This window comes from Bacillus sp. T33-2 (genome assembly GCF_002860205.1).
Classification (GTDB): Bacteria; Bacillota; Bacilli; order Bacillales; family Cytobacillaceae; genus T33-2.
This window is the reverse complement of sequence record NZ_PGVB01000021.1, coordinates 109,329-133,405: the sequence shown is the minus strand read 5'-3', so window position 1 is coordinate 133,405 and position 24,077 is coordinate 109,329. Positions and strand designations below refer to the sequence as shown.

23 protein-coding genes and 1 pseudogene are annotated in these 24,077 nt (G+C 40.7%); 18 read left to right on the top strand and 6 right to left on the bottom strand.

All coding sequences use genetic code 11. The features are described 5' to 3' along the window. Positions 1–294 precede the first annotated feature (294 nt). Both CVD19_RS15080 and CVD19_RS15075 read left to right on the top strand, forming a co-directional pair. The gene (locus tag CVD19_RS15080; protein ID WP_101582756.1) at positions 295–1,776 is read left to right on the top strand and encodes a SulP family inorganic anion transporter; all 1,482 of its coding nucleotides are present in this window, start codon (positions 295–297) and stop codon (positions 1,774–1,776) included. Positions 1,777–2,077: 301 nt separating this feature from the next. Then, on the top strand, positions 2,078–2,761 hold the full coding sequence (locus CVD19_RS15075) for an oxidoreductase (RefSeq protein WP_101582753.1): 684 nt from the start codon (positions 2,078–2,080) through the stop codon (positions 2,759–2,761). 6 nt (positions 2,762–2,767) lie between these two features. Here the strand turns inward: CVD19_RS15075 and CVD19_RS15070 are convergent. Continuing rightward, positions 2,768–3,562 (bottom strand): annotated as a pseudogene (locus tag CVD19_RS15070) (nucleotidyltransferase domain-containing protein). A 725-nt stretch (positions 3,563–4,287) separates the two neighbouring features. Next, entirely contained in the window at positions 4,288–5,196 is a 909-nt protein-coding gene (locus CVD19_RS15065; RefSeq protein ID WP_101582749.1) for an NAD-dependent epimerase/dehydratase family protein, read from the bottom strand. Positions 5,197–5,566: 370 nt separating this feature from the next. Here CVD19_RS15065 and CVD19_RS15060 point away from each other — a divergent pair, with 370 nt between their 5' ends. The 6 genes from CVD19_RS15060 (at position 5,567) to CVD19_RS15035 (ending at position 11,137) form a co-directional block, all read left to right on the top strand. Beyond that, on the top strand, positions 5,567–6,673 hold the full coding sequence (locus CVD19_RS15060; protein WP_101582747.1) for an NAD(P)/FAD-dependent oxidoreductase: 1,107 nt from the start codon (positions 5,567–5,569) through the stop codon (positions 6,671–6,673). Positions 6,674–6,820: 147 nt separating this feature from the next. Continuing rightward, positions 6,821–7,105 (top strand): DUF3219 family protein, encoded by a 285-nt coding sequence (locus tag CVD19_RS15055; protein WP_101582744.1) that lies wholly within the window; start codon positions 6,821–6,823, stop codon positions 7,103–7,105. Positions 7,106–7,120: 15 nt separating this feature from the next. Continuing rightward, a complete protein-coding gene (locus CVD19_RS15050) occupies positions 7,121–8,134 on the top strand; it encodes an LLM class flavin-dependent oxidoreductase (RefSeq protein WP_101582741.1) in 1,014 nt (337 codons plus the stop codon). A 20-nt stretch (positions 8,135–8,154) separates the two neighbouring features. Further along, complete coding sequence (cysK, locus tag CVD19_RS15045) at positions 8,155–9,093, top strand: cysteine synthase A (protein ID WP_101582882.1); 939 nt, start codon at positions 8,155–8,157, stop codon at positions 9,091–9,093. 220 nt (positions 9,094–9,313) lie between these two features. Further along, positions 9,314–10,906: a long-chain-fatty-acid--CoA ligase gene (locus CVD19_RS15040; protein WP_101582739.1), complete on the top strand. Its 1,593-nt coding sequence runs from the start codon at positions 9,314–9,316 to the stop codon at positions 10,904–10,906. A gap of 24 nt (positions 10,907–10,930) precedes the next feature. Further along, positions 10,931–11,137, top strand: coding sequence for an RRXRR domain-containing protein (locus CVD19_RS15035; RefSeq protein ID WP_101582735.1), 207 nt, complete (start codon positions 10,931–10,933; stop codon positions 11,135–11,137). A gap of 113 nt (positions 11,138–11,250) precedes the next feature. On the opposite strand, the gene CVD19_RS15030 is transcribed toward CVD19_RS15035, so the two are convergent. Continuing rightward, complete coding sequence (locus CVD19_RS15030; protein ID WP_308314874.1) at positions 11,251–12,147, bottom strand: diacylglycerol/lipid kinase family protein; 897 nt, start codon at positions 12,145–12,147, stop codon at positions 11,251–11,253. Positions 12,148–12,274: 127 nt separating this feature from the next. Here CVD19_RS15030 and CVD19_RS15025 point away from each other — a divergent pair, with 127 nt between their 5' ends. The 3 genes from CVD19_RS15025 to pssA all read left to right on the top strand — a co-directional run bounded on the left by CVD19_RS15025 (position 12,275) and on the right by pssA (position 15,522). Then, complete coding sequence (locus tag CVD19_RS15025) at positions 12,275–13,498, top strand: zinc-dependent alcohol dehydrogenase (RefSeq protein ID WP_101582731.1); 1,224 nt, start codon at positions 12,275–12,277, stop codon at positions 13,496–13,498. 40 nt (positions 13,499–13,538) lie between these two features. Further along, positions 13,539–14,630 (top strand): class II aldolase/adducin family protein, encoded by a 1,092-nt coding sequence (locus CVD19_RS15020; protein ID WP_101582728.1) that lies wholly within the window; start codon positions 13,539–13,541, stop codon positions 14,628–14,630. Between the two features lie 199 nt (positions 14,631–14,829). Beyond that, positions 14,830–15,522: a CDP-diacylglycerol--serine O-phosphatidyltransferase gene (gene pssA, locus CVD19_RS15015; protein WP_101582725.1), complete on the top strand. Its 693-nt coding sequence runs from the start codon at positions 14,830–14,832 to the stop codon at positions 15,520–15,522. Between the two features lie 16 nt (positions 15,523–15,538). Here pssA and CVD19_RS24820 read toward each other — a convergent pair whose 3' ends face one another. Beyond that, entirely contained in the window at positions 15,539–15,817 is a 279-nt protein-coding gene (locus CVD19_RS24820; protein WP_180953643.1) for a hypothetical protein, read from the bottom strand. Between the two features lie 302 nt (positions 15,818–16,119). Between CVD19_RS24820 and CVD19_RS15010 the strand changes: the two genes are divergently transcribed. The 7 genes from CVD19_RS15010 (at position 16,120) to CVD19_RS14985 (ending at position 22,232) form a co-directional block, all read left to right on the top strand. Further along, positions 16,120–16,740, top strand: coding sequence for a DUF2238 domain-containing protein (locus CVD19_RS15010; RefSeq protein WP_101582722.1), 621 nt, complete (start codon positions 16,120–16,122; stop codon positions 16,738–16,740). A 240-nt stretch (positions 16,741–16,980) separates the two neighbouring features. Beyond that, positions 16,981–17,145 (top strand): hypothetical protein, encoded by a 165-nt coding sequence (locus CVD19_RS24815; RefSeq protein ID WP_180953641.1) that lies wholly within the window; start codon positions 16,981–16,983, stop codon positions 17,143–17,145. Between the two features lie 555 nt (positions 17,146–17,700). Further along, positions 17,701–18,864 (top strand): NAD(P)/FAD-dependent oxidoreductase, encoded by a 1,164-nt coding sequence (locus CVD19_RS15005; RefSeq protein ID WP_101582719.1) that lies wholly within the window; start codon positions 17,701–17,703, stop codon positions 18,862–18,864. Beyond that, positions 18,864–19,766, top strand: a complete 903-nt coding sequence (locus tag CVD19_RS15000) for an RNA polymerase sigma-70 factor (protein WP_180953640.1) — start codon at positions 18,864–18,866, stop codon at positions 19,764–19,766. The genes CVD19_RS15005 and CVD19_RS15000 overlap by 1 nt, the downstream gene beginning before the upstream one ends. Positions 19,767–19,869: 103 nt before the next feature. Beyond that, positions 19,870–20,244, top strand: coding sequence for a hypothetical protein (locus tag CVD19_RS14995; RefSeq protein ID WP_101582713.1), 375 nt, complete (start codon positions 19,870–19,872; stop codon positions 20,242–20,244). Between the two features lie 698 nt (positions 20,245–20,942). Beyond that, the gene (locus tag CVD19_RS14990) at positions 20,943–21,713 is read left to right on the top strand and encodes a mechanosensitive ion channel family protein (RefSeq protein WP_257985154.1); all 771 of its coding nucleotides are present in this window, start codon (positions 20,943–20,945) and stop codon (positions 21,711–21,713) included. 216 nt (positions 21,714–21,929) lie between these two features. After that, positions 21,930–22,232 (top strand): hypothetical protein, encoded by a 303-nt coding sequence (locus CVD19_RS14985; RefSeq protein ID WP_257985153.1) that lies wholly within the window; start codon positions 21,930–21,932, stop codon positions 22,230–22,232. A 301-nt stretch (positions 22,233–22,533) separates the two neighbouring features. Here the strand turns inward: CVD19_RS14985 and CVD19_RS14980 are convergent, their stop codons facing one another. After that, positions 22,534–22,758 carry a sulfurtransferase TusA family protein gene (locus tag CVD19_RS14980; RefSeq protein WP_101582710.1) on the bottom strand — a complete coding sequence of 75 codons (225 nt, stop codon included), beginning with the start codon at positions 22,756–22,758 and terminating at the stop codon, positions 22,534–22,536. A 12-nt stretch (positions 22,759–22,770) separates the two neighbouring features. Continuing rightward, positions 22,771–23,838, bottom strand: coding sequence for a YeeE/YedE family protein (locus tag CVD19_RS14975; protein WP_180953639.1), 1,068 nt, complete (start codon positions 23,836–23,838; stop codon positions 22,771–22,773). Between the last annotated feature and the right edge of the window lie 239 nt (positions 23,839–24,077).

Sequence of the window (24,077 nt, the reverse complement as noted above, 5' to 3'; positions counted from 1 at the left end):
ATGTGTTGAAATACAGATAAAATCTAAAATCGAGCGGCTGCACACCAAGCCTCGAAAATATTCCTGTCAAAACCCCAGATTGTTTCCTGCATTTACTATATTGTTATTATTCATTTTAAGCATTTCTCCGAAATTAAGAGGAAAATGAAGCATCTCGCCGCAATAAGATTATGTGTCCGTTTACATCGTATTTCACAAATTTGCCACATTCCTTTATACTTTTTATGTTTTGAACGGACCCGGCTTTCATGAGAGTTGAAAGTCAAAACATAATATAAAGGAAGAGGTGCAGATTTGAACATACACAGTATTAAATCTTCTTCATGGTTTGGCAACATCAAGGGAGATATACTCGCAGGTATTGTTGTCGCTCTTGCGTTAATTCCAGAAGCAATCGCTTTTTCACTTATTGCTGGAGTAGACCCGATGATTGGATTATACGCATCATTTTGTATTGCAGTTACAACTGCGTTCGTTGGCGGAAGGCCCGGCATGATTTCTGCAGCAACTGGTGCAACCGCACTATTGATGGTGACACTCGTTAAAGAATATGGACTGCAATATTTGCTTGCGGCAACTATATTGACCGGTGTAATACAAATCATCATGGGAGCCTTAAAGCTTGGACGTTTGATGAAATTTGTTCCCCGATCTGTGATGATTGGGTTTGTAAATGCACTGGCGATTCTCATTTTCACATCCCAATTTCCTCATTTTGCCGGTGAATCATGGCAAATGTATGCAATGTTAGCAGGCGCTTTAGCGATCATTTATATTCTGCCCCGTTTTACTAAAGCTGTTCCATCACCGTTGGTTGCGATCGTTGTGATGACAATCATTGCAGTGATCACAGGAACGGATGTCCGGACAATAGGGGATATGGGCGAGCTGACATCCGAATTGCCTGTATTTTTGATTCCAGATATTCCGTTTACCTTGGAAACTTTGCAAATCATTTTTCCTTATTCATTATCCATTGCGATTGTCGGATTGGTAGAATCCCTGCTAACCGCATCCATTGTGGATGATATGACCGATACAGACAGTGACAAGAATAAGGAAGCACGCGGCCAGGGTATCGCCAATATTGTATCAGGTTTCTTTGGCGGCATGGCTGGATGTGCGATGATTGGACAATCCGTCATTAATGTGAAATCAGGGGGACGCGGCCGTCTGTCCACTTTTGTGGCAGGAGCCTTTTTATTGACATTGATCATATTGCTAAAAGATTTCCTTGTACAAATCCCCATGGCTGCCCTCGTCGGCGTTATGATCATGGTGTCCATAGGAACTTTTGACTGGTCCGCGTTAAAGACAATCCATAAGGTCCCTCTAACAGATACAATCGTAATGATAGTGACTGTAATAACTGTGCTTCAGACTCATGACCTATCAAAGGGAGTATTAGCAGGGATTATTTTAAGCGCGATTTTCTTTGCATCCAAGATTTCGAGAGTAAAAGTAACCAGCCTCTCCGCTGAAGGCTCCCAGAAAAAGATTTACCATGTTTCAGGCCAGCTTTTCTTCGCATCTGTAACTGATTTTGTAAACAGTTTTGATTATAAAGAAGAAGTAAAGGAAGTTGACCTGGATTTGTCAAATGCACACCTTTGGGATGATTCCGCTGTGGGAGCGATTGACAAGATTGTCATCAAGTACGCTCAAAATGGTGTAATAGTGAGTTTAAAAGGACTGAATACAGAAAGCAATAAACTGATTGAAAAACTTGCGGTCCATAAAACTCCTCGCTCACTTGAAAAAGCGGCAAACCACTAATTAGGGATAAAATGCAATCCGCCACGGAGAGAAAACAAACATGATTTTTTGACCAGGTCCAATGGGATTTGGTCTTTTTTTACGCATTTTAATAGGGAAACATAAAATTTGACGTTGGTCATGGTATCAATCGTAATCTGCCCTAAAAATTAACTTAAACCAAAAGAAAGGGATTTGGAAAATCAGAACAGCAAAATTTCGTTGGAGGGACTGAATGCCCAAGCTGTATCAAAAAGATAGCGCTCAAGGTATAATTTAGAGAGGCAATCATTTAACCTGAGTCAGGAGTGATGATCTTAAAATGACGGAAATATACAAATCAGCACTTCTCGTCGGAGCAAGTGGATTAACCGGCAAAGAACTTTTGCATTACCTGCTTGAAAGCGCAGCTTACAATAAAGTAACTGTGCTTGTCCGAAAACACATCAACATTGAACACCAAAAGCTAGAGCAAATCGTCGTCGATTTCGACCAGCTTGAAAACTATGAAAAGCATTTTAAAGTGAATGACGTATACTGCTGCCTTGGAACGACGATAAAAAAGGCTGGTTCACAAGAGACGTTCCGAAAGGTGGACTTTGATTACCCTATTACGTTGTGCAAGCTGGCCAGGAAGAATGAGGTCGAGAAATTCTTGGTCATAACCGCACTTGGCGCCAAAGCAAATTCCCGGATTTTCTATAATCGAATCAAGGGAGAGGTGGAAGAACAGGTTAAGAAAATTGGCATTCCTTCCTTGCATATTTTCCAGCCATCCCTGTTGCTTGGGGATCGGGCGGAATATCGTCCTGGAGAGCATATCGCTGCCTCGCTGACTCCATTCTTCAAGTTTTTTTTAACCGGAGGGCTCAGGAAGTTTAGACCAATACGAGCAAAAGACGTCGCGCTCGCAATGTATTTAACCGGGCAAAAGTCTGTGAGAGGTACTTACACCTATCAGTCCGACCAAATTGAGGACGTCAGCCGGCAGGAGCAACATAAATAAAGGTGTCTATGAATCGATTCCCCAGACCTCGTCCAAAGTTTCACGAAATAGTTTGTTTAGCTGTTCTGTAGGATTGAGGACTCTGAGGTTCAGACTTTTTGCGTATGCTACAAGGCGGTCAATTTCCTCATCAAGGAATTGATTGATGACCTCGATTCTTGGCTCCAGAGCGAGCTCTTCACCCGCCATTTTTCGTTGCAACATGGTCTTTATTCTCCTTTTCAGCTCTCCGTCCGGCAGGATGTCCTCAAGCAATGTTTGAAATTCTATTGGCGGTATGGTGTTATATCACTTTGCCGCGAGAATAGGCCGAAGTACGTAAAAGTAATTTTTAATTTTCACTTCCTGTCCGTTCAGGTAGTCACGGTAATTTCCTTTTGCCATATTCAGATAATGGTGCAAACAGGAAGTCGGTGCGAAAATCCTGGTATCAAATGCTCTCATTTTATCTATCGTCGAGTACGCTTTGTAATAGACGATCCCCGAACGCAGCCATTCCAAAAGGGGCGGGTTGGATTTCCTGAATAACTTAAGCGTCTTAGTCAGTTCCCAGCCGCTCACATCCAACAGTTGGTCCATAGGGATTGAAAGTGAGTCATGTGCAGGGATTTCAATTACATCACGCCCCCGGTCGATGGAAAGATACCAGTCCTTCTTGTGTACATAAATGAACCTGACATCAAAGTCAGAATCATTTGAAGGAAAGCCCCAGGCACGGCTGCCTGATTCACACGTAAAAAGCACTTTGACCTCATACTCTTTTTCAATTTGTTTGATTACTTGCAGAATGTGATCTTTCATCTGGTATTCTCCTCGATTATGTATATGTATGTTATCACGGTTTCTTAATTTTATAATTTTGAATATTCTCATAATATAAGAGCGCATGTTCTGTTTTTCTTGATATAAAGGAGTCGTAATTCATATAGAAATTCAAGGTTGGTCAGCTTTCCCTCCATAAAAAGGGGGCGCTGTATAGTTTGTTTCCATCTCTGATATAGTTGAATGCATTCTCCAGTTGGATTGTATCTATCGTCCGCATTAACACAAAAAAGTAATCCGCACTTGAGCTCCCCAGTATCAGTGCGTGGATTACTTTCTTTTCCTCGCTCATCCCCATAGAGGGAACCTGTCTATTGCATGACCGTATGGTGTATCCAGCACCATCGGTCTTTTTATGTTATGTTTTATATACTTTTGATTGCACCATTTTAATTTAAAAATCAAAACAGGTAGAATCACTTTTGGGCTGGCGTTTATCAAAAATGTGGAAGAAAGGGTTCGAGTGGGGCGTAACCTTAATCTTTTTTGAGCATCCCATCTCCATTATGTTCAATGTACTATATGTTTTGGGTGTTCATACTGAGCGGGTGCAATAACTGAAAGGCTGGCTGTGTTTACACTAAAAAGCCCCCGTTTCACTCCCAGGGGAGCCACCGGAGGGCTACTAGTATAAATCATGTCGGCTCCAGATGAACCGGTACCTATGAACGTTTTGATTGGCCTGCTTCCAGGCCTGGGTCTTGTTAAATATTTGTTTTTGATAAAGCAAGCTGATCCTCGGGGAGTGGCTTGGTTTTGCCATCCTCATTTAGAACATTGCGCCACGTATAACGTGGTTCATAACCAAGGATCTTTTTAGCTTTATCGATTGCCATGAGAGTCTCGTGCCCCTCTACAGGGCGCTTTAGAGGTACTTTTGGGAAAAATCGATTCACTAGATCCTGACTCGGTTCTGGAAAAATGGTGTCCGGGGCAGTGATATGGAATATTTCAAATCCTAAATTGTCTTTTTCTATTGCAAGAAGACACGCCCTTGCCGCGTCCCTTACATCGCAGTAAGCCCACGCATTTTTCTTTTGAATTTCCCTTTGTCCCTCTTCACTCCAATGCATGATGGGGATTTTTTCATACTCATCAGGCTCGTAACAATTTGCAAAGCGAAGAGCAACTACTTGCGTGTTAGCAAGCTGGTTAAACATTTGTGAAAGGTTTTCAGTCAGCCGCTTTGCCATAGCATATGAGGACTTGATTATCGTTGGATGCTCTTCGTCCACAGGAAGGTAGCTCAACTCCTCCGGAACAAAAGGATAGCCCAAAACAGTTTCGCTGGATGCCCAAACAACTTTAGGAATTTTTAAATCTTTACAAGCCTCGAGGATATTAAAATTTACAAGCATGTTATTTTCAAAAATCGCTTGAGATGTATTCCTGACATCGGTAGGAATATTTCCAAGGTGCACCACTGCATCACATCCACTCAATAGCTGGATTACCTGGCCAAAATTGCGTAAATCAGCTTGTATAAAATTTTTGGATGCAGATTCCTCCCTTAATTTCCTATCTGAAGCTATAACCTCATGGCCTGCCTCCAAGATTGTCCTGACGGTCCATCGGCCGATTTTGCCTGCTGCTCCTGTTACGACTACTTTCACTATTTCCCGCTCCTTTTAATGTTAAATTGCCATCTTAGGGTAACCTTCCGAATAAGCATTTATTTCATTCCATGAGCAGGGGTTTATTGCAACCATTGGAATTTATTGTTGCCAACAAAATCAACGTAAGCGACAATAAAATGCTTCAAAAAAAGTTCCACTAATCATTGTTAGAGTTCCCGTTTGTTAACGATTTATTAGCAAGGCGTCCAAATCCGTAAGTAATGGGGAAGCAGTCGGCAAGATTACATTTTCTTCTTGTGTTAAAAACGAGACATCATTCCAGCTATCTTTATAATTTCCTGACGCATTAGTTATATTATAGGGTAGGAATTCGAACATAAATGTTATTCAGGAAAGGGTACTGGTCATGAAAAATGTCATAATTATCGGGGCTGGAATTCTTGGGGCATCCACAGCATATCAGATATCAAAAATGGATGCTCAAGTTCTCATTATAGACCGAAACGATAAAGGGCAGGCCACGGCTGCAGCTGCAGGCATCATCTTCCCCTGGCTCTCACAGCACAACCAGGCTTTGTACCATCTGGAAAAGGAGGGGACACGCTTCTACCCTCGATTAATAGAAGATCTTGAAAGACAAGGCGAAACAGAAACCGGCTATCGCCAAGTAGGGGTTCTCATTATACATAGAGATATGGAAAAAATCAGAGCGATGCAAGAGCTGGCACAAGAACGAAAGGTAGACGCGCCGGAAATTGGAAAAATTACACAGCTTGATGAACAAGAAGCCCGGGAACTGTTTCCACTGCTGACAGACAGCTACCATTCCCTTCATATTAGCGGAGCAGCCCGTGTGGATGGCCGTGCGCTGAGGGATGCATTATTGCGTTCTGCACGGAGGAATGGCGCAACATTTTTAACCGGAGACGCATCGCTGCAATATAATGGCAACCGTGTAACAGGAATTACTCTCGGCGATAAAAGTTATTCGTGTGACAAGGTAATTGTGTGTGCAGGAGCATGGGCAAACCAATTGTTGCAGCCTTTGGGCACTGATTTCAAAGTAAATTTTCAAAAAGGGCAGATTGTGCATGTACACGTTCCTGATGCCGGGAACACAGAAAATTGGCCTATCATCATACCGCCTTCTAATGAATACCTTTTGGCTTTTGACGGCCAGAGGGTCGTCATAGGGGCAACACAGGAAGACGATATAGACGGGTATGATGTTCGGATTACAGCAGGTGGCCTTCAGAAAATCTTAAATAAGGGCTTGGCACTTGCTCCTGGTTTATCGGATAGTACCTTTCAGGAGGCACGCGTTGGTTTTCGACCATTCACACCAAATTCTCGTCCGGTGATTGGCCCACTGCCAGGCTGGGATGGCATAATAGTTGCAAATGGACTTGGGGCGTCCGGTTTGACCATGGGGCCATATATCGGGAGCCAACTGGCAAAACTGGCACTCGAAATGGATTTGGATATAAATTTGAATGATTATGATATGCGATGAGCAACAGAGGAGAAATGATGTCCTGTTGCTTTTTAAATTGACGATTCAAGCATCTGTCAGTTTGATTAAGAAGGTCACTGACTGACAATGTTTGCTTAACTTATGTCCAGGTGCTATCCTTAAAATAAAATTTAGGGAGACGATTATTTGGTTAAAGAAATTCTCTTAAATGACACGTTAATTCATATAAACAGTTATCAACAGGAAACAGTGAATGGTTTAATTAAAATTTCAGTGGAGTTTAAAGTGACAAGCAAGGAATACCATGACATAACCACGTTGCTGTATGAAGAAACGTTTGATGTAAACGTCCCAGAGAGAGATTTGTCGTTTAAGGGCAAAATCCATCAATATTCCACTTCAGTGACGAATTTATACGAAAAAGGCCGTGTTGGAACTTATAAACTCAGTTTGATTGAAACAGAGAATTAGGAAGAAGGCATGTTCATGAAGATAAGCATTTTAGATCAATCGCCGATTTCTACGAATCAGACGGCAAAAGAGGCATTGTTTGAATCAGTGAAACTGGCCCAAGTGGCAGAAGCGCTTGGCTATGAGCGCTACTGGATTGCTGAACACCATGATTTAGCAGGTCTTGCGTGTTCTGCACCTGAAGTGATGTTAAGTCTCATTGGCGCCAAAACAAATACCATCCGAATTGGCTCTGGCGCTGTTCTGTTGCCTCATTATAAGCCATATAAGGTTGCGGAAGTATATAACATGCTGGCGGTGTTGTTTCCCGGCCGCATTGACATCGGCATTGGCAGGGCCCCTGGTGGTTCTGCTGAAGCGACCAATGCTTTGTCAGATAACTTCCTTCAGCAAGTGTGGAGAATGCCTGAACTGGTGAAGGACCTGCTATGTTTCTTGGACAATGATTTTCCTTCAGGCCATGAGTATGTTAAATTGACCGCTGCGCCACTTCCAGATAAATCTCCTATGCCTTTCCTTCTCGGCACAGGTAAAAAAAGCGCACTGCTGGCTGCGGAAAATGGCATGGCCTACACATTCGGAAAGTTTATGAGCGACAGCGACGGTACGGCTATCATTAAGCAATACATAGATTCCTTTCAACCCAAAAGAGAAAATCAACGACCCTATGTAATCCTGGCTGTTTCAGCCATTTGCGCGGAGACGACAGAAAAAGCAGAAGAGACTGCGTTAAGTCCGCTTATTTGGGGACTGCAAAAGAGTGGCGGGCAGGGGGCGAACCGTGTTCCTTCTATATCGGAAGCAAAGCAGCATAAGTTGGATGACAAAGAAAAAGTTGCATTTGATAAAATGAAACAGAATTTGATCATCGGCAATCCAGCTGAAGTGACAAATAAACTCAATGATCTAAGAGATAAATATAAAGCGGATGAAATCATGATTGTCACCATCACGCATTCCCCGGAAGACCGAATCCAGTCCTACCGTCTGATTGCAAACGAATACTTACAACAAGAGAAAATGCATTAAGAAAGAGAGTTGACATGCAAATGAGAGCAGTAAACAACATCGCAGATTTAATCGGAGATACACCATTGGTGAAATTAAACAGGCTTGCGCCCGAGGGCGGCGCCTCTGTTTATCTTAAACTGGAATTTATGAATCCAAGCAGGAGCGTGAAAGACAGGGCCTCATTTAACATGATTGAACAAGCTGAAAAAGAAGGAAAGCTGATACCTGGATCGGTCATTATCGAACCGACCAGCGGCAACACAGGAATCGGGATCGCAATGAACGCAGCGGCACGTGGTTATAAGGCTATTCTCGTAATGCCTGATACGATGACAGCAGAAAGAATTAATCTATTAAAGGCATATGGGGCTGAAGTTGTCCTGACTCCGGGTGACGAAAAAATGCCAGGATCTATAAAAAAGGCATTGGAAATTGCCGCTGAAATTCCAAGCAGCTTTGTTCCAATGCAATTTGAAAACAGCGCAAACCCTGAAGCCCACCGAAAAACGACCGCGTTGGAAATTATCGAAGCTATGCAGGAGCTTAAAAGGCCTTTAAGTGCCTTTGTTGCTACATCAGGAACCGGTGGAACAATCACCGGTACAGGGGAAGTTTTAAAAGATGCATACCCTGGTTTAGAGGTGCATGTCGTTGAACCGGCTGGATCTCCTGTGTTGTCCGGCGGAAAACCAGGTAAACACAAGCTGGTCGGAACAAGTCCCGGATTCATACCTGCCATACTTAACCAAGATGTCTATGATGAAATCCATCAGATTAAAGATGAGGAGGCATACGATATCACTAGGCGCCTCGCGCGGGAAGAAGGAATCCTGGTCGGACCTTCCTCGGGCGCTGCCTGCTTTGCGGCCATCAAAGTGGCAAAACGGCTGAAGCCGGATGAAGTCGTTGTCTGTATCGCATGTGATACAGGGGAACGATACCTTTCAAGTGATTTATTTTCGTTTGGCGAAAGATAAAATTATGCATAATAAAGCCCTTGGTATCTCGTATCGCAGCATCCAGGGGCTTTATTGTGATTTTGCCTAGGTTAAAATTTGTTTGACTATTATAAAAGTTCTGTAACTTTATATTTAAAGTACAGGAAAAATAGGGTATATTCTTAATGTAAGTGCTATCCGATTATGAAGTTATTTTTATTGAAAAAATAATGTATGTCAGAAAAGGAGTTGTGATAATGTGATTTCTGCACTCACCCCACTGGATTGGAAGCGAAGGGCGGTAAAATATTACCCCCAAAAAACAGCTGTTATCGATGGAGAGAAGGAATTTACGTACAAAGAATTCGCAGAGCGTACAGATCGGCTGTCAGCGGCATTACATAATGCAGGTATCCGCAATGGTGACCATGTTGCGGTTATGCTGCCCAACACACATTATATGCTGGAGTGTTTTTATGGAATCTGCCAGCTTGGTGCTGTCATGGTGCCTTTGAATTACCGTTTATCAGCAGGAGATTTGGAGTACATAATCAATCATAGTGATGCGAAAATGCTGATTATTGATGAAGAATTCAGCGGTCCAATAGAGGAAATAAAAGGAAACCTTTCCCTGGAACAGATTGTGGTCGTTTCTGTACAAGGCCATAGTAGTTCTTTAAACGGGGTTGATTATGAGGCGTTTCTTCAGCACGCTCCGGAAAATTATGAAATCCGATTGGCAGAAATAGATGAAAATCAGCTGCTCACGCTGAATTATACTAGTGGTACAACTTCAAAACCAAAAGGCGTGATGTTAACCCATAGAGGAAATTACCTGAATGCGGCCAATTTCATGTACCACCTGGGAGTTCACCATGACGATGTTTATCTCCATACTTTGCCGATGTTCCATGCAAACGGATGGGGCGGTGTGTGGGCGATTACTGCAGCCGGTGCCACGCATGTATGCTTAAGGAAGGTGGATCCGCCTCTTATCCTGGAACTATTCAACAGTAAAAATATCACTCTATTATGCGGTGCACCAACTGTCGTCAATATGCTTATTAATGATCCAAAAGCTAGGGAGTTCACAATCAAGACCCGCCTGCGCATGGCCACAGCTGGTGCACCGCCATCAGCGGCTGTGATTCAAAAAGCCCAGGAAATACTAGGACTGAATATGATCCATGTTTATGGCCTTACGGAAACCTCTCCATTCATCCTGTATTGTGAATGGAAAAAAGAATTTGAGGGAAAATCGGCGGATGAACAGTCTTCTATCAAGGCAAGACAAGGGATCGAGCTTGCTTTTAACGGTGAAACAAAGGTCGTCCATGCAGACGGGCAGGAAGTTGCCTGGAATGGGAAGGAACTTGGTGAGATCATTACCCGTGGAAACGTTGTAATGAAGGGATATTATAAGGATCCTGAAACGACAGCGGCCGCCATCAGGGACGGCTGGTTCCATACGGGGGATTTGGCAGTTACCCATCCGGATGGCTTCATTGAAATACAGGACCGGGCGAAGGATTTGATTATATCCGGGGGAGAAAATATTTCTTCAACTGAGGTGGAAGGTGTTCTTTACAGGCACCCTGACGTACTGGAGACTGCGGTGATTGCCATTCCCGACGAAAAATGGGGAGAGGTACCAAAGGCGATCATTGTACTGAAGCCAGAGGCAATTGTAACAGAAGAAGAGATTATTGAGTTTTGCAGATCCAAAATGGCCCATTTCAAAGCGCCTAAAGCGGTAGAGTTCGTACATTCCCTGCCAAAAACTGCAACTGGCAAACTTCAAAAATACCGTTTGCGGGAAATGCATTGGAAGGGACCAAAGAAAGTAAATTAGTAATGTTGATTTGGACATTGAATAATGCATAACCGAAGGAGAAGCTTCCTGCAGTGGAGTTCGATGTTAATATTTAAAGAAAAGAAAGCCAAAGTCGTGAAGCTGCCTCCTTTCCCAATTCAATTGCTCTATGGTTCCAGCGGATGGAGCCAGCCCGTCTCTTTGGGTGTTTATGCCGGAACCAAACACATAGGTTGCCGGCCACAACCGATTAAAGTAATTCCATACTGACAAAAGCAATCCTTTCATATTCCAGCATCCTCATATTAAAATTAGATATTTCATAGGGAACAGGTTATACTTATTTCCTGTGTTTAACTGTGTTAGGATGGTGTACTTCAAAGCTACAGGATACATAATGACCCGGGCTGAACCGTTAACTTCACTGGAGTTGAACCGACAATCTCCCCGTCCCCATGCGCAATCATTGGGGAACCTGAGAGAATATCTATTTCTCTGCCTTTTAAAATAGAAATAGAAGGGTGAGAAATGTGTTTCCCCTTAAAAACCAATGGAAGCATCCGCAAAAGTCCCCATCTGCTGATTCCCTGCACAATACAAATTTCAAATAACCCATCCTTGTTTGTCGCATTTGGACAAATTAACATGCCTCCCGCATAGTAAGGTGAGTTTGCAACTGCTATAAGCCATACTTTTGGAATTTTGAACTGTTTTTTATCGATCTCTAAAACCACATCGGTAGGTTTATAATACAAAAGCACATTCACTACTCCGACTATGTAAGAAATTCCTCCCATCCGCATTCTATTCAACAGTTTTTTATATTTTGAGCTATTTGTCACTTTAGCTACTTGTCCATCAAATCCAATTCCCACCACTGTAGCAAAGTATTCGTTATTAACTCGGCCGATATCAATTAGCTCTTTGTCATGTTTTAGAATGCGTTCTAAAGCTTGATCGAATTTCATTGGCACCCCCAGTGCTCTGCAAAAATCATTCCCTGAACCAGCCGGGATGATCCCCAGCGGTACCTGGCATCCGACTAGACCATTAATTACCTCATTGACCGTCCCATCCCCGCCAACTGCTATTATTACAGAAGTTTCTTTATCGTTTATCAGTTCCATGACTATTTGCGTAGCGTCTTTACGTTTTTGGGTAAAATGCACGGAATAGACGATATGTTTTTGCTGCAGGATCTTTTCAATAGCAGTCCAGACTTTTAGTCCTCTTCCATTACCAGAAACTTTATTGACAATAAAACAATGCAAAAATCTCACCTGTCCATTTTTAAAATAATCTTTCCATGGTTATGTTTTCTCCCATAATCAACTAAAAAATGCATAGAAAGGAAGGGACAGGGACAAATTATCATTTGAAATCCAAAAACGAAACCAGGTGATTGAGTTGAAGGCTTTGCAGTTCGATTATAAGATGCACCGGTATATTTTCAGCAAAATAGCGGGCAGGTTTGTTCCCTCTTTTTATTGGACTCCTCAGCTTTCTTGTTTGCGGTCTGATGAAGGGGTGGAACCGAAGCTTCCCAATGAAAATTGGGTCAAAATAAAAGTGAAGTATAGCGGCATTTGCGGCAGTGACCTGAATCTTTTATTCCTGAACGATAGTCCATCTACTTCTCCATATGTCTCTTTTCCGTTTACAATTGGGCATGAAATTGTCGGTGAAATTGCCGAATTAGGTTCACAAATAACAGGTTTGAATATTGGAGACCGGGTTGTGGTAGATCCGATTTTATCATGTGCCACCAGGGGAATAACTGAGCATTGTCCCGCATGCCTCAATGGCAATTATAGCTTGTGTACCAGAAAAACCGAAGGATACTTGTCGCCGGGTTTATTAATAGGCACTTGCAAGGATACAGGAGGCGGCTGGAGTTCTTGCCTGGTAGCCCATAAAAGCCAGGTTTTTAAACTGCCTGCAGCAGTAAGCGATTTAAACGGAGTGATGGTAGAGCCATTTAGCTGTGCTTTACATAGTGTTTTAAGGAATCCGCCTCGCGAAAATGACACGGTCCTTATCATAGGCGCGGGGGTTATTGGAATATGTGTTGCTGCAGCCATCCGCGCTCTTGAAATCCCATGCAAAATAGTAGTGTTGGCAAAACACCAATTCCAAGTTGATCTAGCTAACCATTATGGGGCAGATGAGGTCATTCTCCTACAAAAACAATCATACGTGGATAATTTGACAAAAGCCTTGAAAGGACAGGTATTAAGGCCGATTTTTGGCCCTGAGGTAATACATGGAGGGGCAGATATTGTATTTGAATGCGTAGGGAAAAAACAAAGCGTGAATGATGCCCTTCGGTTTTCAAAAAATGGGGGAAAAGTCGTCCTGTTGGGATTAGCCGGCATTCTGGATGCAATTGACTGGACGACAGTCTGGCTCAACGAGTTGGAAGTAAAGGGGAGCTTTGCTTATAGTACTGAGGATTATAAAGGAAAAAGGGTAAGAACATTTGACATAGCAATAGAATTGATGCGTGCCGGTAAAGTCGATTTATCCAGGATGGTAACCCATAGATTCTCGCTGGAAGATTACAGGGACGCACTTGATACAGCTTCGAATAAGAAAAACCGTTCTGCAATAAAGGTTGTTTTTGAACCATAAATCATTACATTTTTTCAAATCAACTAGGGAGGCGTAAATTATGAACCATCAATTTACCATAACTGGGGCAGAAAGGACTCCTTTTCTTACATGGTTTACAGAAGGGATAAAAGAAAAGTTTTCATCTAATGGATACCAATATTGCAAAGAGCCACTAGAGGATATAAGGATTGTATTTAATGTAATTGATAAAGATAAACCGAGGCCATTTCGCCGAAAGGCACAGGCTACTTTTGTAGTATCGATATTAGAGGAACATCGTGAATCAGAACATACTTTTAAAACTGCATATCCATACTTAATCAGATCAATATCGAACCATTTAATATATATTATCCACACAAAAGAACAAACGGAAGTGTCATTCATAACCCCGGAACAGGGTTTCTACAAAATTACATATCAGAATGAAAGTGAAGAGGATTTTTTTCAAAAGATTTTTGAGAGGCTCGAACCGGTGGCGTCATCTGAATTAGTAATTGACAATGAATTTATCCAGGATCTAGATGAAGAATTATGGAGCGGCAACGAAACTACAAGAAAAATGTACCAATCAGGCAAAAAATTAGATCAAATGAACCTATTGCCTGCACCGTTTCCGCTTGAGAAATATTTAGACGAACGTGATATGCGCCATCTGAAAAAACTGTACAGTATCGGTGGTTTAAGTTACGGCAATCTTAGCAGCAGGCACAGTGAAAACAATTTTTGGATGAGTGCGAGCGGAGTCAACAAAGCAGATATGCGTGTAATCGGACAGGATATTTTGTATATCAAAGGATTTAATGTTGAAAAAAAGGCAATGGAAATAAGCGTTCCACCTAATATTTCCCCTAAACGAGCATCCGTTGATGCGATTGAGCATTGGATGATTTATAAGGAACATCCTGAGGTAGGAGCAATTGTGCATATACATGCGTGGATGGATGGAATAAAGGAAACAGTAATCAATTTTCCATGCGGCACCATTCAACTGGCTGAAGCTGTCGCAGACTTGGTGCGTAAAGCTGAAAATCCATCGCGAACTATTATTGGACTGAAAAACCATGGACTGACTATCACTGGTCATGATCTAGAGGATATTTTTAGCCGGATTGATGGAAAAGTAATCGCCCAAGTTCCAATGTCATAGTTGTTTTATAATAAAAGCGGGGTATTAACAATGATTCAAGTTGTCAAGATAATAATCGATAATATCAGTCGCATGATCATAGCATTAGTTCAATTTGACTAAGAGCAGAATTCCAAAATGAAAAAAGTAGTGGATGAGCTCATACCCGACATTTTATAGATATGAGATGCCAAAAGACGTTGAACACGAGGAGTTTACAATGGAGAAGCACATACCTAATGTATTAACTTTAGGGAATTTATACTGTGGATTTTTATCAATCAATTATATATTTAGTGTTGATGTCAAAAATGCGACCGTGTGTATTTTCATTGCCTTGATCCTGGATGCGCTGGATGGCCGAGTGGCAAGGATACTGGGTTTAACAAACGGTATAGGAAAAGAATTAGATTCTTTAGCCGATATTGTATCTTTCGGTGTGGCGCCTGCGTTATTATCCGCATATACGTATTTTGCTGATTTACAAATGATTGGGATCATTATGTCTGGATTGTTTCCGGTGTTTGGGGCTTACCGGTTAGCCCGTTTCAATTTAACCCCGCAAGAAGAATCACTTAAATATTTTAAAGGGATTCCCATAACAATAGCCGGTGCGATCATTACATTTCTAGTCCTATATGTAAAAATAATTCCGCTGTGGATATTCTCTATTTTATTCTTCGGCTTAAGTATCTTGATGATTAGTACAATAAAGATTCCAAGTCTAAAAAAGATGAATCTGCCTAAAAATAGCATGATCATTGCCTTATTTTTTTTCTATCTATTTTATTTAGTTGTGATGACGACTTTTGAGTACATACCAGTATTCTTTTATATTGCAATGGCGACGTACTTATTATTTATGGTGAATAGGCAGATTAAAAGAAAGGAACCTCATTTAAGGAGAAAGTAGCAAAAGGAAAGACCCCCTATCTGGGACCAAACCGATGCCCAGCGTGAGGATGCCCTGTTTGTTGTCCTGGCTGTTGCCATGGCTGTTGTCCCTGTTGTTGCCATGCCTGCTGTCCTGCCTGATATCCCGTTTGATATCCTGCTTGATACCCCTCTTGATACCCTGCTTGTTGCCTAGCTTTTTCCCCGCCCGGCTGTACCATCTGTTGCTTTGCATCGTAATTATCTAATTTCTTATGTTGTTGTGCATACATCGGATTGACAGAGTTGTAATAGAATTTATTTTGATTATGCATTTACTCACCACCTCATGTATGTTATTCACTTTAACAATAATTGAGCCTTTCCATGAAAAAACACGCCCCAAGTTGTTATAAACTTTCCTCATCCGAATACAAAGCTAGCCCCACTACACGTTTCTTCTAATGAGCATTTTTTATGTGGAGTACGAGTATATGGTGGTTTTACCACCTTAAAAAGTGAACGAGACACTTTCTACCTTTAATTGCTTCTAACGTTTTTGCGATCCCCGCTGTGCATGAAGAGAAGTTTTATCAGGAATACTGAAACAAAGACAATTTTACTGGAGTGGGTAAATGTGAAAAAAGATAAGAGCACGTCTGTTCATGTCATACTGCTGTTAATTGTAATTGCCGTTTTAATCTGGTCCGTCATCAAACCTTATCGCTATCATTCGTGGCTGATGGAGGCGGGACCAACCATTTTAGCCTTAATTCCTGTAGTGGCGACATATAAAAGGTTTCGGTTCACCACTTTGTCCTATGTCATTATTGCCTTATTATCAATCCTAACCTTTATTGGCGGCCATTATGTCTATTCCAATGTCCCAGCCTTTGATTGGCTGAAAGACCAATACGACCTCAGCCGAAACTACTATGACAGATTTGGCCATTTCCTTAAGGGGCTTCTTGCAATTGTAATTAGAGAGATCTTGCTCCGAAAAACCCCCCTCAAAAAAGGTGCATGGCTATTTGCTATTGTTATTAGTATGGTTACTACGATTGCAGCACTCTATGAAATCGCTGAATGGCTGAGCTCATACGTTAATAATGGCGGGAAAGTGCAAAAGGACTTTTTAGGGGCTCAGGGATCTACTTGGGATACACAATGGGACATCTCACTCTCACTTACAGGTGCACTTCTATCGCTGCTGTTATTAACAAAATTGCATGACAGACAGCTTGAGAAAAAGAGTTGATGTAACCGAAGGCTATATACGTGATGACATAGATGTATTTTGTCTTGAGTTTCTTCTCCGTAGGTAATGTAAAAATTCTTTGTGCGGAGCAGGCGGCTTTAAAGAACAAGACACGGTCTTTAAAGCCGCCTTCTTTGGTTTCAAGTACAATTCAGTTGGAAATGTTTGAACCTCATAAAAATCTTTAAGAAAACAAAATTTAAACAGGTACCAAGCAATTTTTATCTGGAGGTGATTAAAGTGAATAATCAACAAAGATGGTTACCATTATTAGCATCTGTTGGCATTGGTGCAGCTGCTTATTATAGTATGAGAAGAGGGGGCGGCATCAGTAAAACCGTTCAACGATTCGTTCCATTAGCTTCTGGAATGCTTAATCAAAATAATGTCCCTTCACCAAAATAGATTATAAAACCAAATTGAAACTTAAAAAATAACTTACAATCCCTTAAATGTTATTAACAGGGTAGTCGATTTAAAGGCTATCCTTTTTTATATACAAAATCAGATGGTACGAAAAATTATAGATCAGAGGTTGTACGATTTTCTAACTTATTTAAGAAGTTTGGCTAGCTCCTTTAGATACTTAATTTTCTTTTCTATATGTCAATTTGATCTGGATGATATTTATGAGAAAGAAGAAATTGATATTATGATTCGGAAAATAACAATAGAAGAAGAATAATTTGATTTAGCCATATTCTTTTACAGAGCCATCCTTTTAAGGGTGGTTTTGTATTTTGGAGTTGAAGCATATTATATGATAATAGAAAAGAAAAATAATAGATGCTGGATAGTCGAAGAGGCTATCCAGTTTTTATTACACGGGCAGTGCAAAGGAGGTTATTGAGATTTGCTTTTTCGTTTCTCATAATGAATTATTTTGTGTTTTTTAAAAATGGTCACAAAATGCCTTCTTTAATCGTTATTGTATAAAACGATAAAAAGGAGACGATTACAATGAAAAATGTAAAGACAATTGTTGTTGTAGGTGGGGGCTATGCAGGGATCAATCTTATAGAATCATTAAAGAAAGAGTTTCATATTGAGCTAAAGAAACACATCAGGATTGTCCTGGTTGACAAAAACCCATTTCATTTTAAAAAGGTAAAATTATTTAAAGGGATCGTAAATGAAGATGTGACTGATTTATTTGTTCCACTCAACCATTATTGCGGCTCAATGATTGAGTTCATCGAGGGAGAGTTAAGAACAGTAAATGCTGATAACCAGACGGTAAACATTGCCAGGGAGGGTGGGGAATTGATGCTTCTGGAATATGACCAGCTCGTACTAGCCCTGGGAAGTGTGGTACGGGAAGTTCATTCAGATTGTGGAGGAATTTCCCTCAGCAACCTGGACAGCGCACAACGTATTCGGCAGCATTTATTGGGGATGCTGGGTTCCTCCAGGCATACAATTCGATTGGTAATCGCCGGAAGTGGAATAACGGGTATTGAAACCGCAGCTGAAGTATCGGCATGGTTGAAAGAAGAAACTAAAAAAGCAGGATTTAAGCACGAAAATGTTGAAGTATTTCTCATTAATCATAAACAGAGATTATTAATGGAAGCTCCATTAAAAGTGAGCGAAAGGCTTGAGCAAAGGTTAATAAACCGGGGTATTACAGTAATTCACAATAAAAAGGCAGAAAAATTTCTAAATGGTAAAGTCTATTTTTCTGACAAGACTATACTTGAAGTGGATGCCTGCATTTGGACCGTGGGATTACAGCCCCATCCTACCCTTATCAACATAGGCCTTCCCCTCAACGAAGAAGGAAAAATAAACGTGGATTCCAGGTACCGCTTAGCCGATAGTGAAAATATATATGCCATTGGAGACTGCGTTCATGTGGTTGACCCTACTAGTGGAAAAGCGGCTGCAATGAGCTGCAAAGAAGCGATTTCCCAAGCACAGCGACTTGCTAAAATTATGCGTGCGCAAATCCAAGGACACCATTCAGCCGCACATCAAAACTACCCTGATTTTCTTTGTATCGGACTAGGTCCAAACGATAGTTTTGTATTGGCGCAAAAATGGGGCATGGATTTTGCATTCTCAGGTAAATTGGCACAAAAAATACGAGAGTATACATGGAATGTTGGCAGCATTGTGCATTAATGATGGAAGGAGCAAAAGGTATGGTGTTACAGGATCTCTATTGCCAATATAAGCCTCTTTTATTTACGATAGCCTATAGAATGCTCGGTACTGTCTCTGACGCAGAAGACATCGTTCATGATGTGTATATACAGGCAAGTGAAAAAACAATTGAGCATATAGAAAAAAAGAAAGCTTACCTTTGTAAAATGGTTACAAACAAATGTATAGATCATTTAAAATCAGCCAGAAACAATCGGCAAGTCTATACTGGCCCCTGGCTGCCGGAACCATTGATTTTACAAGAAAATGATCCAATTCATGAAGTAATAAAAGAAGAAGGAGTATCATTTGCAATTCTGTTGCTGTTTGAAAAACTGAAACCAATGGAGCGGGCCGTTTTCATTCTTAGGGAAGTACTGGACTACGATTATCCGGCAATTTCTCAAATTTTGAATTGTAGCGTTCCTAATTGCAGAAAAATATTAAGCAGGGTTAAAAATAAATTTCCACTTATTACAGAAGAATTGAAGCCAGCATTTGATCCAAAAAAAGATGAAATTATACAGACATTCGTAATTGCCCTGCAGCAGGGGAACATTCAGACGATAGAACAATTATTGTATCAAGATGTTACACTGTATTCTGACGGTGGCGGAAAAGTATATGCTGCTTTGAAGCCTGTATTTTCCAAAGGACTTGTCATTCGTTTTATCAACAACTTAATGTCTCAAAATCGTAATGCCGAGGAACCAGCCATTGTACAAATGGTCAATGTAAACGGGCAAGCCGGCCTGCTGGTAATGGGAGCGGACCAAGTCAAAACGGTCATTTGTTTTCATGTAAAAGACGGTCGAATTTCTGATATCTATATTGTAAGGAATCCAGATAAACTAACACATGTATCATTTAAAGGTTTATAATGAATCTAATGCACACTCTAAACAATCGCGGACTCAGCGTGAAACTTTATTAGAATTTGTGCGTATAATGATAATAATTTAATATAACAGGAGTTGAAAGTTATTGTTCCTCGCAGAGCTCCAGTTAGAGGAGAAAATTGCCTTTCTTGAATTAGCTGCTCTAATTGCTAAAATTGACGGAAATTTGTCTATATATGAAAGTCCAATTATAAACAAGTATAAAAAGGAAATGGGCCTTGAGAATTATAAAATAAAGGGCCTGGTCATTGACAAAATTTTAGGGCTATTCAGAAGTGAACGTGCCAAAAATATTGTCCTGACTGAAATCTTTCGGCTGATCTTTTCAGATGGTGTTTTTAGTGAGGCAGAGAAAGAATCCGTCCGCTTAATAAAGAAGCATTTCGGATTTGACTCAAATGAATTTGAAAACTTAAAGGATTGGATTGGAAAAATAAAAGAATTGTCCATTCCAAGGTAGGATTCCGGCAAATTTCTTGAAGTGTTCTGAGTAATTATTGATTACCCTGGGCTTACCCAAAACTGGGTAGTCTTTTTTATTTTTTCCTCGATAATTTCTTCAACTGGCCGCAATGTCTGTAATATTCGCAAATCCGGGATGGGTAATTTTAACCTTTCACAATTGTTTGAAGTAAATAATTGTCGATAATCTAAGACTTTTGTTGTATTCAAATATATCGTTTATGTAGTTATTATATGAGGATGTATTGGTTTGAATTGCAGGTGTTCAGAAGTTATATTTTTGAACTTACCCTCGATCCTTCTAAGAGCTCTCACTGCTAAAAGTAATATATGAAGAAAGAAGGTAATGTAATGTTAATAAAGTCATCTATCATGGCTTTTTTACCCACGGGGCTGGACTATGATATGTTAAAAAATTTAGGGATTTCCATAGGGATTTTATTGATATTTATTCTTTTTAGAAACATATTTACAAAATATTTGTTTCAATTGATTGTAAAATTATCAAGGAAAACACCCACTGAATTCTTGACACAGATATGTTTAAGCTTTGAACGTCCTTTAGGATGGGCGTTCATTATTGTAGGCCTATACGTAGCTATGGATTATTTTCCTTTTATCGAGCAACATAATACGTTATTTTTAAAGTTTTTGCGGTCGATGGTCATTGTTTTAATTACATGGGGCTTATTCAATTTGTCATCTCCTACCTCAGGGATTTTAATCAGTGTTAACCAAAAAATGAACAACAAAATTGATTTAATTTTGCTTCCGTTCATTTCCAGGACAATCCGTGTCATTCTTATTGCTATCAGTATCAGTATTATTGGGCAGGAATTTGATTATGACGTCAATGGGTTGGTAGCAGGGCTCGGATTAGGGGGACTTGCATTTGCTTTAGCTGCAAAAGAGGCTGTAGGGAATCTCATCGGCGGAATCGTCATTGTTACAGAAAAACCTTTTTCAATTGGAGATTGGATCCTAACTCCGAGCGTCGAAGGGACAGTAGAAGATATTAACTTCAGGAGCACGAAAATCCGGACTTTCAGTCAGGCTCTCGTTACCGTTCCAAATTCAACCCTTGCAAACGAACCCATTACCAATTGGAGCCGTATGGGGAAAAGACGAATCACTTTCCATTTGGGGCTTAACTATAAAACCTCCAAGGTACAAATCCAAAGAGTCGTTAACCGGATTGAATACTTGTTGAGGACTCATGAAGAAGTCCATCCGGATACAATCATGGTCGCATTCGATCATTATAATGACAGCAGCCTAGATATCCTTTTGTACTTTTTCACGAATACTACGGTTTGGGGAGAACACGTTAAAATCAAACATGAAATAAACTTGGAGATTATGGGGATTTTAGAGGATGAGGGAGTAGAAGTCGCGTTTCCAAGCCGAACCATTTACGTATCTCCAGAATCTAATGAATTGGTGCAAACAATGGGTTCTTTTGATTGAAATCAGAATTAGATCCAAGGAAAAATATATTTAAATTTAACTTATTCTAATAATTAATGAACCTCTAGTCCAATAACATGTTATTGTGTATTGGCATAGGTGGTTTGTCTGATTTAATGCTGTCAAACAATACGTTATTGATTCAAAAGACAAAAAGCACAGAAATGCAGTACTATACAGGCCAACATTTATTAATATTTGTATAAGGTTCGTTACATGGATGCACAAGTTCAGCATACCCGAATAAAATGGGATTGTGATATTCAACTATATTTTGAAAAGGATGTTGATATTATGTATCCCACTTACACCATGCCACATGATCTTAAACAAGAAACCTTATCCAGGGTCCAACCATGGGTACAGTATGGTTTATATGAAGCTCAAAAAACATCTTTTCCCCATGCAATGACAGAAGTAGCAGCTATTGCCTATCTGATGGGTAAAGGATACGATCCAAGGTTGGCCCGTCAAATGGTCGAATCATGGGAAGTTGATGAAATGTTTTATCCGAGATAAGTTAATCATGTTGAGCAAGAGTCATTTGAGATATGGATTTTTCGTCAGGATATTCTTATTAATAAAATAGAAGCAACAGTTAATAAAAATCATTTTTTAGATAAAGGACAAATTAGAAACTACATCACACAACTTGTGTCGCTAAAGAACTATTTTTAGTTTTAAGAAATCGCTCTGAATGTCTTCCAAATTTTGTTTTCAATCCAATGTCCGACAAAACCCATAATGTTATGGGTTATATTTTACACAGGAATAAATAAAAGACCTGCACAAGTTTATCATGCAGGTCTTTATGTCATTACTATTTCTTCTGGATGGCAATCTCCCAGGCAGCCTCGCCGAGCTGTTCATAACCAGTAACTGTATGACCGGCTTCCGCAGCCCAGCGTGGCAGGCTTTCGGTCGCCTGTGTGCAGTCAAATTGGATAACCAGCTCATCGCCTGAGTTCAGTTCTTCCATAACTTGTTTTGCTTCAACCAATGGGAAAGGGCATACCTTGCCCATTACTTCCAATGTTTTTTTCATATTGCATTCCTCCTAAGCAGTAATAGCTGGATTCGCCGCTGCATTGCGCCTTTTGGCATGCGGGCGGACGAATACGAAATAAGATGCAGTCCATGTGCCTAAAATGATGAATACAAGGGAAACCCAACCCTGCCATGTCATCATCGCAGTCATGACCAGACCGTTACCGATCGAGCAGCCCCCAGCAAGGGATGCCCCGAAGCCCATAAGATTTCCGCCAATGAAACTTGTGATGCCAGTTTTTGCATCCGGCATACGAAAACGGAATTCGCGGCTTGCTTTTGCGGCAAAGAAAGAGCCCAAGAATATTCCAAGTACGAGGAAAACGCCCCAATTTAACATAGTGACATCTCCACCTACCAGGTATTGAAGAATGTTAGCGGAAGGAGTGGTGATCCCTAATCCGGCCATCCTTCCGGTTGCTTCACTAAGAGGCCATGCCAGGATTGCGATAAGTCCAACCAGCAAAGCAGTGAAAAACGGGTGCCAGCGCTTTTCGAACAATAGATGCGCAAGCCCTGTCCGTTTTGGTTTCATAGAAGGTATGACGACCTTTGGCTTCTTTAGTTCTTTTGCCACAACACCTATGACAAGTAAAGCAAATACAGCGATAAAGATCCAAACCGGTAATCCTGTGCTTTCCGCCATGGAGTTTGAAGGTGCCTGTACGGATTGAATCGCAGTATTAAGCGGCATTAAAGGACCGGTTTTCATAATTGCCGCCATGGTCATATAGCCGAAAAGGGCAATCCAGCTGCCAAGCAGGCCTTCACCTGCACGGTACCAGGTTCCTGTTGCACATCCCCCGGCAAAAACGATTCCGATTCCGAAAATAAACGAACCAACAACAACAGCAATCCAAGGGAATGCCCCTGCTGAAAATTGGATCAGGCCAAGCTCAATCAATGAATATACCCCCACACTCTGTACAGCGATGGCGATAAGAAGGGCATAAAACATCCGGTTATCTTTTGCAATATACATATCCCTGAATCCGCCTGTGAGGCAGAATCGGCCTCTTTGCATAACAAAACCGAGGAGTCCCCCACAAAGCAAACCAGTTAAAATCATCTGTATCATCATAATCCTCCTTAATATCCAAGTAAACAGATAAGGATTATGATAATACGTCTTTGGTTATTAGTCAAATGATTAAGCATGGTAATTTTCTCTTATTTTAGAAACGACAAGTGGAGTTGAAAACTATGCTGAAATTTATCGACTATGTGAACGATAAAATAGTGTATTTTGCTTACGATTAATTCAAGTCATGTAGTGATTCAATAAATATCCCTTATGCTTATCCTTAAACGTTTCTA